Raw genomic sequence first — 11146 nt, forward strand, 5'->3', positions numbered from 1 at the left:
GGCTGATAGCCGAGATCGAGAGCCTGCGCGCCGAGGTGGCGGCCAGCGCCGACGCGCCCGAGTCCCAGCTGCCCGAGTAGGCGTGCACACCAGGAAGCCATGAATCATGCTCTCTGAACAGGCGCTGCTGACGCTCATTCGCTACCAGGGCCAGGCGTGGGTGCGGGCGGGGACCACCAACCACCGGGCCACACCGGAGCAGGAGCGGCGGCTCACAGAGCGGCGACGGGGTGGAGACCGGTGGCAGCCCTGCGCCAGCTCGCCCGCAACGCCCTGATCCACAGGGATTACGAGGCTACGCACGCCCCGGTACGGATCTACTGGTTCAATGACCGGATCGAGATCCAGAATCCCGGCGGCCTCTACGGCCAGGTCACCCGGGAGAACTTCGGCAAGGGGGCGACCGACTATCGCAACCCCCTCCTGGCCGAGGCCATGCACATCCTTGGCTATGTGCAGCGGTTCGGCTTCGGGATCCCGCTGGCCCGGCGCTACCTGCGGGAGAATGGCAACCCCGAGCCGCAGTTCCACTTCGAGCCCACCTACCTGGCCGTTACCGTCGGGGCTGCCGAATGAAGACCATCGCCTTCTTTAATAACAAGGGCGGTGTGGGCAAGACCGCACTGGTCTACCACCTGGCCTGGATGTTCGCCGACCAGGGCCGCTCCATCCTTGCGGTTGACCTCGACCCCCAGGCCAACCTCTCCACCATGTTCCTGGAAGAGGACCGGCTGGAGGCCTTCTGGCCGGAGGGGCGCAGCACCCACACCGCCCTGGCGCCCATCCGCCCCCTGCTGGAGGGCGAAGGCGGGATCGAAGAGCCTTGGGTGGAGGAGATCGATGATGATATTGGGTTGCTGGTTGGCGACCTGGCCCTGTCCGGCTTCGAGGACGAGCTTTCCCAGCAGTGGCCACGCTGCCTGGACGGGGACCGGCGTGCCTTCCGCGTCATCGGTGCCTTTGCCGAGGTCATTCGGCGGGCCGGCGCCCGTCGCGAGGCGGAACTGGCGCTTACGTCCTGGCGGAAGGGGACCAGGAAGGGCTACGGGTAGAAAACGACCCTGAATGCCTGGCAGCACTCAAGGACTACCGCAGCCTCATGCCCATGGCGCAGGAGGCCCGCAAGCCCATGTTCCACCTCAAACCCGCCGATGGCGCCATCGGCGCCCACGTCCAGGCGGTTACGAACTGCTACCGGGACTTCCGGGGCCTGGCGCAGGCCATTGAACAGCGAGCCCACTGAAGCCCAGATGCTTCACGACAGGTGGGCCAATCGGCAAGAGGCGGCGGCCAGCGCCGACGCACCCGATCCCCAGCTGCCCGAGTAAGCGCCTCCTCAACCGCCGCCCGAACCCGACCCCGCCAAGGGAGCCCCTTTGCTCAAGAAACTCCTCAGCCTGCTCAGCCGCCAGGAGAAGCGACGCGGCGCACTGGTCCTCGGGATGGTGGTCGTCATGGCCCTGCTCGAGACCGCCGGTGTGGCCTCGGTACGGATCTCCTCGCGCATCCGAGGGGTCGTGCGCGCCTGCGGGTGGATCCTGTAGCCGGACATCGAGCCCTCCGGCGGCTTCCTGGAAGTCCACGTCGCCACGCCCCTGGAGACCTGCGAGGCGCGCGACCGCAAGGGCCTCTACGCCAAGGCCCGCGCCGGCCTGATCAAGGAGTTCACCGGCATCGACGACCCCTACCAGGAACCCGAAAACCCGGAACTGCGCATCGACACCCGCGACATGGCCCCGGACGAAGCCGCCCACCGCATCCTGCTCAAACTCGAAGCCATGGGCTTCATCCGCAACCCGTAACTACCTGTAGGAGCCCAGCCCCCTGGGCGATAGGGCCTATCCAACGCCCCAATCGCCGAGAGGGCTCGGCTCCTACAGCCAAAGACCACCTGCGCCGACGCCCTTCGCTACACGACCTCCCGACCATCGTCGCGGCGAGTGTGAACAATCAGTCTGTGCCGTTTCCCTTTTCTTGCACGCGCGTTCCGTTGCCATGCGACCGGCCGATGTGCTCTACTTTCGCCCTTCGTTCACCCCGTGAACGCACAGTCAGCAGCGTCCCCCAGGGCGGGCCCGCGAAAATTCCGGGTGCACCGTCCCGGCGGTAGCGTGTCCAAACGCCGCCCATGATCCAGATAACCCATTGATTGAAGACGACCTTCACCTGGAAGTGCTCCGCCTTCTGGAGCGCGAGCCGGACATGAGCCAGCGCCAGCTGGCCCGTGCCCTGGGCCTGTCAGTGGGCAAGACGCACTACGCGCTCAAGGCCGTGCTCGATCGCGGCTGGGTCAAGGCGCAAAACTTCCGCCGCTCGGATAACCGCTCGGCCTACCTGTACAAGCTCACGCCGAACGGCCTGCAGGAAAAGGCCCGCCCGCGAACAACCCATCGATCAACACACACCAACACAAAGAACAAAATGAAAGTACTCATAACCGGCTCGGCCGGATTTATCGGCAGCGCCCTCAGCCTGCGCCTGCTGGAACGCGGCGACCAGGTGGTCGGCGTCGACAATCTGAACGACTACTACGACGTCTCGCTGAAAGAGGCGCGCCTGGCGCGCACCCTGGACCACCCGAACTTCACCGAGGTGCGCGAGGACATCGCCGATCGCGCCGCGATGGAGCGGGTGTTCCGCGAACACCGCCCGGAGCGGGTGGTCAACCTGGCGGCCCAGGCCGGGGTGCGCTATTCGCTGGAGAACCCGGCGGCCTACGTCGACACCAACCTGGTCGGTTTTGGCAACATCCTGGAGGGCTGCCGGCACAACGGCGTTGAGCACCTGGTCTATGCCAGCTCCAGCTCGGTCTACGGCGCCAACACCACCATGCCGTTCTCGGTGCACGACAACGTCGATCACCCGCTGAGCCTGTACGCTGCCAGCAAGAAGGCCAACGAGCTGATGGCGCATACCTACAGTCATCTCTACGACCTGCCGGTGACCGGGCTGCGCTTCTTCACCGTCTACGGCCCCTGGGGCCGCCCGGACATGGCGCTGTTCATGTTCACCCGAAAGATCCTCGCGGGCGAGCCGATCGACGTCTTCAACTACGGTCACCACCGGCGCGACTTCACCTACATCGACGACATCGTCGAGGGCGTGATCCGCACCCTGGATCACGTGGCCCCGCGCAACCCCGACTGGAGCGGGGCCGAGCCCGACTCGGCCACCAGCGCAGCCCCCTACCGCCTGTACAACATCGGCAACCAGGAGCCGGTGGAACTGATGCGCTACATCGAGGTGCTCGAGGACTGCCTGGGCAAGAAGGCCGAGAAGAACCTCCTGCCGTTGCAGCCGGGGGATGTCCCGGACACCTATGCCGATGTCGAGGCCCTGCGCCAGGACGTGGGCTATGCCCCCGCGACCGCGGTGGAAGACGGCATCGCCCGCTTCGTCGAGTGGTATCGCGAGTACTACCGGATCTAAACCATGGACCACTTCAACGCCCCCCAGAGCCCCAACATCGCCGTCATCGGCCTCGGCTACGTCGGCCTCCCGCTGGCGGTGGAATTCGCCCGCCACCTCCCGGTCACCGGCTTCGACATCCACGCCGGGCGGATCGCGGAGCTGCAGCAGGGCACCGACAGCACTCGCGAGGTGGGACCGGAGTCGCTGGCCGCCGCCCGCCACCTGCGGCTGACCAGCGACCCGGGCGACCTGGCCGACTGCAACACCTACATCGTCACCGTCCCCACGCCGGTGGACGAGCACAAGACGCCGGACCTCACGCCGTTGGTGCGCGCCAGCGAGACCGTCGGCGCCGCACTCAAGCCAAGCGACACGGTCATCTACGAATCCACCGTCTACCCCGGCGCCACCGAAGAGGTCTGCGTCCCGGTGCTCGAGCGCGTCTCCGGCCTGCGCTTCAACGCCGAGGACGGCTTCTTCGTCGGCTACAGCCCCGAGCGCATTAACCCCGGCGACAAGGAGCACGGCATCACACCGCTGACCGAGGCGAAGGAGCGGGGCGCCTACCAGGGCGTGATCCTCGCCGTGCCCCATCGGGAATTCGTCGAGGCGGAGGGAGAAGCCATCCGCACCCTGGGCGCCGAAAACAGCGTGTTGTTCGATGTGAAGTCCGTGCTGCCGGCCGGAACTGCCACCCTGCGCTTGTAAAAGGGGACCGTCCCCACGCGGACAGTCCCCAAACCAACCAAAGACGCCAAATGTTAGAAACCTACCGTAAAATCCGCGACCTCCTCGACGCCCGCGAGCGCCGCAACGCCGTCGTGCTCTTCGGCATGATGCTGGTCATGGGCCTGCTGGAGGCCGTCGGCGTCGCCTCGGTGATGCCGTTCATCGCCGTGGTTTCCAATCCCGAGGTGGTGGAGACCAACAACTACCTCAACGCCGTCTACACCGGCCTCGGTTTCACCAGCACCGACACCTTCCTGATCTTCCTCGGCGGCGGTGTCTTCGTGCTGGTGGTCGGCAGCCTCGCCTTCAAGGCGGTGACCCACTGGGCCATGGCGCGTTTCACCCACATGCGCAACCACACCATCAGTAGCCGCCTGTTGCGCGGCTACCTCGGGCGTCCCTACAGCTTCTTCCTCAACCGCCACAGCGCTGATCTCGGCAAGTCGGTGCTCTCCGAGGTCGGCCAGGTCATCAATAACGCCCTGATGCCGGCGGTGAACCTGCTGGCCCACGGTATCGTCGCTTTCTTCCTGATCGCCCTGGTGGTGGCGGTCAACCCGGTGGTGGCCATGGTCGCCGTACTGGTCCTGGGCGGGGCGTACGGCCTCATCTACTGGGTGCTGCGCCGTTACATCGGCCGCATCGGTGCCCTGCGGGTGAAGGCGAACCAGGAACGCTTCCAGGTCGCGCAGGAGGCGCTTGGCGGCATCAAGGACGTCAAGGTGCTCGGTCTGGAGAACGGCTACATCCGTGGCTTCGCCGGCCCGGCCAGCCGATTTGCTCGGGTCCAGGCCACCAACCAGATCATCAATCAGGTGCCTCAGTTCGCTCTGCAGGGGCTGGTTCTGGGCGGCATGATCGTCCTGCTGCTCGTGCTGCTGGCGGCCGAAGGGGGCGAACTCTCCAATGTGCTGCCCCTCATCGCCCTCTACGCCTTTGCCGGTACCCGCCTGATGCCGGCCCTGCAACAGGTCTACGGCGCCCTGGCCAAACTGCGTTTCGGCCAGCCCGCCCTGGAGGCGCTGCACCGCGACCTGGTGGAGACGGAACAGGCCGGTGTCTCCGCCAATGCCAAGGTGCGCGCCGAGACCGACGAGGTGCTGCCGCTGACGGAGAGCATCGCGCTGGACGGCATCGTCTACACCTATCCGCAGGCCGAACAGCCCGCGCTGAACCACCTCAGTCTCACCATCCCGGCGCGCACCACCGTCGGCCTCGTGGGCAGCACCGGTGCCGGCAAGACCACCGCTGTCGACCTCATCCTCGGCCTGCTGGAGCCGCAACAGGGCCACCTGATGATCGACAGCCAGCCGGTCAGCGGGGAAGGCCTGCGCGCCTGGCAGCGCAACATTGGCTACGTGCCCCAGAGCATCTTCCTCACCGACGACACCGTGGCGGCCAACATCGCCTTCGGCGTGTCGCCGGAGCGGATCGACCCGGCCGCCGTGGAGCGCGCCGCGCGCATCGCCGAACTACACGACTTCGTGGTCAGCGAGATGCCCCAGGGCTACGACACCCTGGTGGGCGAGCGCGGCGTGCGCCTCTCCGGCGGCCAGCGCCAGCGCATCGGCATCGCCCGCGCCCTCTACCACGACCCGGAAGTGCTGGTGCTGGACGAGGCGACCAGCGCCCTGGACAACCTCACCGAGAAGGCCGTGATGGACGCGGTGCACAACCTTGGCAACCGCAAGACCATCATCATGATCGCGCACCGCCTCAGCACCGTGCGTGAGTGCGACCGGATCTATGTACTGAACCACGGCGAGCTGGAAGCCCAGGGCACCTACGACGAACTGGTCGAAAGCCACGACAACTTTCGCGCCATGGCCAGCCACTGACTCACACCGGGGTCTATCCCAAAAAGCTAGATGGAATAAACATGTTCAACGGCAAAACCATCCTGATCACCGGCGGCACCGGCTCCTTCGGCAAGCGCTACGTCAAGACCATCCTCGAGCGCTACAGGCCGAAGAAGCTGATCATCTTCTCGCGCGACGAGCTCAAGCAGTTCGAGATGGCGCAGGAGTACAACCAGTCCTGCATGCGCTACTTCCTCGGCGACGTCCGCGACGCGGAGCGGCTCAAGCAGGCCATGCGGGGCGTCGATTACGTGATCCACGCCGCCGCCCTCAAGCAGGTGCCCGCCGCCGAGTACAACCCGATGGAGGCGGTCAAGACCAACATCCACGGCGCCGAGAACGTCATCCGCGCGGCCCTGGAGAACGAGGTCCAGAAGGTCATCGCCCTGTCCACGGACAAGGCCGCCAACCCCATCAACCTCTACGGCGCCACCAAGCTCGCGTCGGACAAGACCTTCATCGCCGCCAACAACATCGCCGGCGGCCACGCAACCCGCTTCTCGGTGGTGCGCTACGGGAACGTCATCGGCTCCCGCGGCTCCGTGGTCCCCTTCTTCAAGCGGCTCATCGAGCAAGGCGCCGACGAGATCCCGATCACCGACGAGCGCATGACCCGCTTCTGGATCACCCTGCAGCAAGGCGTCGACTTCGTCCTCAAGAACTTCGAGCGGATGCAAGGCGGCGAGCTCTTCGTGCCGAAGATCCCCTCGGTACGGGTCACGGACCTGGCCGCCGCCATGGCGCCGGATCTGCCGCAGAAGTTCATCGGCATCCGCCCCGGCGAGAAGCTCCACGAGGTCATGTGCCCCGCCGACGACTCGCACCTAACCATCGAGTTCGACGACCACTTCGTCATCCAGCCGACGATCAACTTCACAAACCGGAACCCGGACTTCTACACCAACGCCCTCGGTGAGCACGGCGCGGACGTCGAACAGGGCTTCGAGTACAACTCCGGCGCGAACCCCCACTTCCTGGATATCGAGGGCATCCGGGCCATGAACCATCTGGCGGGCGTATGATCCCCTACGGCCGACAAGAGATCACCGAGGACGACATCGAGGCGGTCGTCCAGGTCCTGCGCTCGGACCTGATCACTCAGGGCCCGGTCGTGCCGCGCTTCGAGCAGGCGGTGGCCGATTACTGCGGGGCTTGCTACGGCGTGGCCGTGAACAGCGGCACCTCCGCGCTGCACATAGCCTGCCTGGCGCTGGGCCTCGGCCCCGGCGACTGGCTGTGGACCAGCCCGATCACCTTCGTGGCCTCAGCCAACTGCGGCCTCTACTGCGGTGCCGACGTGGACTTCGTCGACATCGATCCGCACACCTACAACATGAGCCCGGACGCCCTGGCCGAGAAGCTGGCGGTGGCCGAGCAGGAAGGGCGCCTACCTAAGGTCGTGGTCCCCGTGCACCTGTGCGGACAGTCCTGCGATATGGCCGCCATCCACGCCTTAAGCGAGCGCTACGGATTCCGCATCATCGAGGACGCCTCCCACGCCATCGGCGGGCGCTACAAGGACGAGCCGGTCGGGTGCGGACGCTACAGCGACATCACCGTCTTCAGCTTCCACCCGGTGAAGATCATCACCACCGCCGAGGGCGGCATGGCGGTGACGAACGACGCCGAGCTCGCCGAGCGCATGGACCGACTGCGCTCCCACGGCATCACTCGCGACCCGGGGCAGATGACCCGGGAGCCCGACGGGCCGTGGTACTACGAGCAGATCGAGCTGGGGTTCAACTACCGGATGACTGAGCTGCAGGCGGCGCTCGGCCTGAGCCAGCTGCAGCGGCTGGATGATTACGTCGCGCAGCGGCGGGTGTTGGCCGAACGATACGATGCGGCGTTGGCTTCGCTGCCCGTGGTGACGCCGTGGCAGCATCCGGATACGGAGTCCGCCTGGCATCTTTATGTGGTTTGTCTGCCTAACGAGAGCGCTCTCCAGCAACGCGCTGTCTTTGAGTCTCTCCGCGACATGGGCATTGGCGCCAATATCCACTACATCCCCGTCCACACGCAGCCCCAGTACGGGCGGATGGGCTTTCAGTATGGCGACTACCCCAATGCCGAGGCGTATTACGAGAAGGCCATATCCGTTCCTCTCTACCCCACCATGGAGTGCGAGACCCAAGACCAAGTGGTCCAAGCACTCGAAAAGGCGATGCGCTGATGAAGGTAGCCGTCATCCCCGCCCGCGGAGGCAGCAAACGCATTCCCCGTAAGAACATCCGTGAGTTCTGCGGGAAGCCGATGATTGCTTGGCCGATCGAAACTTCTCAAAATAGCAGTCTCTTCGATCATATCATCGTTTCCACCGACGATGATGAAATTGCACGGGTGGCGCAGCAGTACGGAGCAGAAGTCCCTTTCCGGCGCCCGCCTCAGCTTGCCGATGATCACACACCAACTCGACCCGTCATCAACCATGCGCTAGGCCAGATCGAAGACCTATACGGGCTGCCAAACTACGTTTGTACCATTTACCCCACTGCCCCTTTCCTGCAAGTAAGTGACCTCAGGTGCGGCCTAGAGAAAATCATTAACGATGAAGCCGACTTTGCTTTTTCTGTCACCGAGTTTGCGTACCCCATTCAGCGCGCTTTACGCATCAACTCCACCAAACGTATAGAAATGGTTCACCCGGAATACCGCGACACACGCTCCCAGGATTTGGAGCCCACTTACCATGATGCGGGACAATTTTATTGGGGGCGGACGACCGCCTTGATTGATGGCCGACCCACGGTTTCCGACAATTCTATACCGGTTCTTCTCCCAAATTGGCGTGCCATTGACATAGACACAGAGGAGGATTGGTTTCGCGCAGAACTTTTGCACAAAACCACTTTTTTCTAGGTTTTTACCAAATTACATTTCGTGCATACCAACAATGGCCTCCCTAAATATACTAATATCGTGCGTCGGCCGACAGGTTTCTCTCGTGGGGGCTTTCCGAGAGGCCATCGCGACCTCCGGGAAAGTGATTGCTGCCGATAACAATCCTCTTGCAGCCGGATTGTACGCAGCGCACTGCTCGTATGCCGCCCCTAACTTAAAAAGCACATATTACAGCGATTGGATCCTCGATATATGCACGACTGAACGCGTATCTTTGCTAATAAGCCTCCTCCCTGACGAGTTACTACGATTAGAGGCCCTGCGCGAAGAACTTGCACGCCGCGGAACATGTCTCGTAGGAATGGCACCAGACCGACTAAGGCAATGCCTAGACAAAAGCAAATATAGCCAAATTTGCGAAAATACTCCGTTACAAACACCCACCATATGGAATCTCGATGACATACCGGAAATACCGAGCACTGCGTACCCCCTTGTAGCCAAGGACATATTCGGAAAAGGATCGCGGGGCCAAACGCACCTTCAAGACGCTGAAGAAGCGCAAACGTTTGCTTCCAACTTGCGAAGAGCTGGTTGCGTTGATCAACACCTCATACAGCCCTACCTAAACGGAGAAGAGTATGGGCTTGACTTGGTCAATGACTTAGACGGTCAGCCGGCCGCGACATTCATACGCCGAAAACTGGCAATGCGCTCAGGCGAGACAGACATCGCTGAGACCGTCCATGAGCCAGATCTAGAGGCCGCTGGTCAACAGCTCGCACAAAACCTCGGACATCAGGGACTGATTGATTGCGACGTCATCCAACATGACGGAAAATTTTACCTGCTAGATATAAACCCCCGCTTTGGTGGCGGTTATGTCTTCAGTCATAATGCAGGTGCAGACGTTCCGGCTTGCATTGTATCTTGGCTAAAAGGCCATACTCCAAAGAAAGCTTGGCTCACCCCAAAGCCGGGGATTCGTAGCGCGCGAGCAACCAGCGTAATAACCTGTCGAGAGAAAGCACCGCGCATTATATTTATTACTTCTGGCGGTTCCGAAATAGGTATGGGACATGCCTATAGACAGATCACACTCGCCAAGCACGCAGAGCGCAAAGGCTACAAAGCAGACCTAGTTACAGATAGTTCTCTCGTGTCGGAGTTAGCAAAAGAACACCAGCTGGCTACTCACATAACAGACCTAGATCAAAAACAGGGCTTACAAAAATTACTAAACAAGCTAGGCCCTGAGGCTGTTATCATAGACGTACATGAAGGTGAATTCCCCAAGCTACGCCATGTCTCAAGGAGCTGGAACACAACACTAATCGTATCTCGCGTCGGCTTCGGGTTTGATATTTTTGGGACCAACGCCATTTTCCTCGGAGAGCAGCTAACCCACTGGAAAACAGAAAACCGAGGTCCCACCAGCGACCACATGACCGTAGAATATTCCGGCCGGGCGTATATGCTTTTTCGAGAGGAATTCGCCGAAGTAACGCAAGCCGTGGATAAAGGTACTGACCAAACTATCCTTATTGCGCACGGTGGGGCAGACCCTTACGGCTTGACACAGTTTTGCCTCAGGGCTCTGGAACACACAGATAACACTTACAATGTTGATATATTAGTTGGTCCCGCTTTCTCAGATCGCGCCCAGATCGCAAAACTTGCGGATGAATCAAAACATCACAGCCAATTAATCGAGGGCAAGAAAAATGTTGCGCGCTATCTTTCAAAGGCAACCGTAGCCCTTATAAATGGGGGAAACCTAAGATATGAGCTGTGCCTCACAGGTACCCCTTTTCTGGCGATTTCTTTCCAGGAGGCACAATACGCTTGTACTGAGCAGTTAAGTCAGTTTGGGGTTGGGATCAACCTCGGGGTAATGGGCTCTCTATCTGAACAGGATGTCGGCTCTGCAACTGAACGGCTTTTATCCGATCGCGATCAACGCGAAACGATGAGCACCCGAATGAAACAGCTATTCGATACGAATGGTGTAGAGCGGATTTTAGGCCTTGCGCTGAGCGAAAATGGTAGCCCGAAATGACAAACAGCCGTAACAGTCGAAACGAGATTGAAGAGCAACAAAGTTCCTACTGGGCAAACAAGGCGAAAACGAGTTCGAGCACTGTTCACGCGGTAGGCTCCGAGTCTGAAGACCACAAGAAACACCGGTACCAAAAACTCGCCACTCTCTTCTTAAATGATAAGCCCTGTAGCGTGCATGACGTCGGGGGGGGATTGGTGATTTCTACGATTTTCTTTTAGAGACTAACAACGCTGGAGGTGTCACC

Annotated in this window: 10 protein-coding genes and 3 pseudogenes; all 13 read left to right on the top strand. The window is 61.7% G+C overall.

Features of this window, described 5'->3' with window-relative positions; all coding sequences use genetic code 11:
• Window positions 1-240: 240 nt before the first annotated feature.
• Window positions 241-576, top strand: coding sequence for an ATP-binding protein (locus tag LRA98_RS11845; RefSeq protein ID WP_238634126.1), 336 nt, complete (start codon window positions 241-243; stop codon window positions 574-576).
• Entirely contained in the window at window positions 573-1052 is a 480-nt protein-coding gene (locus LRA98_RS11850) for a ParA family protein (protein ID WP_238634125.1), read from the top strand. Before LRA98_RS11845 ends, LRA98_RS11850 begins: the two co-directional genes overlap by 4 nt.
• 47 nt (window positions 1053-1099) lie before the next feature.
• On the top strand, window positions 1100-1243 hold the full coding sequence (locus tag LRA98_RS11855) for a hypothetical protein (protein ID WP_238634124.1): 144 nt from the start codon (window positions 1100-1102) through the stop codon (window positions 1241-1243).
• 133 nt (window positions 1244-1376) lie between these two features.
• Entirely contained in the window at window positions 1377-1544 is a 168-nt protein-coding gene (locus LRA98_RS11860; RefSeq protein WP_238634123.1) for a hypothetical protein, read from the top strand.
• Between the two features lie 6 nt (window positions 1545-1550).
• Window positions 1551-1802: pseudogene (locus LRA98_RS11865) on the top strand (adenylyl-sulfate kinase); the annotation flags it as partial.
• Window positions 1803-2145: 343 nt separating this feature from the next.
• Window positions 2146-2385, top strand: a pseudogene (locus LRA98_RS11870) (MarR family EPS-associated transcriptional regulator); the annotation flags it as partial.
• A gap of 36 nt (window positions 2386-2421) precedes the next feature.
• Window positions 2422-3429, top strand: a complete 1008-nt coding sequence (locus tag LRA98_RS11875; protein WP_238634127.1) for an NAD-dependent epimerase — start codon at window positions 2422-2424, stop codon at window positions 3427-3429.
• A 3-nt stretch (window positions 3430-3432) separates the two neighbouring features.
• Window positions 3433-3951: pseudogene (locus tag LRA98_RS11880) on the top strand (nucleotide sugar dehydrogenase); the annotation flags it as partial.
• 218 nt (window positions 3952-4169) lie between these two features.
• On the top strand, window positions 4170-5978 hold the full coding sequence (locus LRA98_RS11885) for an ABC transporter ATP-binding protein (protein WP_238634122.1): 1809 nt from the start codon (window positions 4170-4172) through the stop codon (window positions 5976-5978).
• 41 nt (window positions 5979-6019) lie between these two features.
• Window positions 6020-7021 carry a UDP-N-acetylglucosamine 4,6-dehydratase (inverting) gene (gene pseB / locus LRA98_RS11890; RefSeq protein WP_238634121.1) on the top strand — a complete coding sequence of 334 codons (1002 nt, stop codon included), beginning with the start codon at window positions 6020-6022 and terminating at the stop codon, window positions 7019-7021.
• The gene (pseC, locus tag LRA98_RS11895) at window positions 7018-8172 is read left to right on the top strand and encodes a UDP-4-amino-4,6-dideoxy-N-acetyl-beta-L-altrosamine transaminase (protein ID WP_238634120.1); all 1155 of its coding nucleotides are present in this window, start codon (window positions 7018-7020) and stop codon (window positions 8170-8172) included. Before pseB ends, pseC begins: the two co-directional genes overlap by 4 nt.
• Complete coding sequence (pseF, locus tag LRA98_RS11900; RefSeq protein ID WP_238634119.1) at window positions 8172-8858, top strand: pseudaminic acid cytidylyltransferase; 687 nt, start codon at window positions 8172-8174, stop codon at window positions 8856-8858. Before pseC ends, pseF begins: the two co-directional genes overlap by 1 nt.
• A gap of 34 nt (window positions 8859-8892) precedes the next feature.
• A complete protein-coding gene (locus LRA98_RS11905; RefSeq protein ID WP_338018793.1) occupies window positions 8893-10899 on the top strand; it encodes an ATP-grasp domain-containing protein in 2007 nt (668 codons plus the stop codon).
• The last annotated feature ends 247 nt before the right edge of the window (window positions 10900-11146 follow it).

The organism is Halorhodospira sp. M38, assembly GCF_022227985.1.
Lineage (GTDB): Bacteria > Pseudomonadota > Gammaproteobacteria > Nitrococcales > Halorhodospiraceae > Halorhodospira > Halorhodospira halophila_A.

Coding starts and splice junctions, on each gene's coding strand:
- LRA98_RS11850 (WP_238634125.1), top strand. CDS start 573: ATGAAGACCATCGCCTTCTTTAATAACAAGGGCGGTGTGGGCAAGACC.
- pseF (WP_238634119.1), top strand. CDS start 8,172: ATGAAGGTAGCCGTCATCCCCGCCCGCGGAGGCAGCAAACGCATTCCC.
- LRA98_RS11875 (WP_238634127.1), top strand. CDS start 2,422: ATGAAAGTACTCATAACCGGCTCGGCCGGATTTATCGGCAGCGCCCTC.
- pseB (WP_238634121.1), top strand. CDS start 6,020: ATGTTCAACGGCAAAACCATCCTGATCACCGGCGGCACCGGCTCCTTC.
- LRA98_RS11905 (WP_338018793.1), top strand. CDS start 8,893: ATGGCCTCCCTAAATATACTAATATCGTGCGTCGGCCGACAGGTTTCT.
- pseC (WP_238634120.1), top strand. CDS start 7,018: ATGATCCCCTACGGCCGACAAGAGATCACCGAGGACGACATCGAGGCG.
- LRA98_RS11885 (WP_238634122.1), top strand. CDS start 4,170: ATGTTAGAAACCTACCGTAAAATCCGCGACCTCCTCGACGCCCGCGAG.
- LRA98_RS11855 (WP_238634124.1), top strand. CDS start 1,100: ATGCCCATGGCGCAGGAGGCCCGCAAGCCCATGTTCCACCTCAAACCC.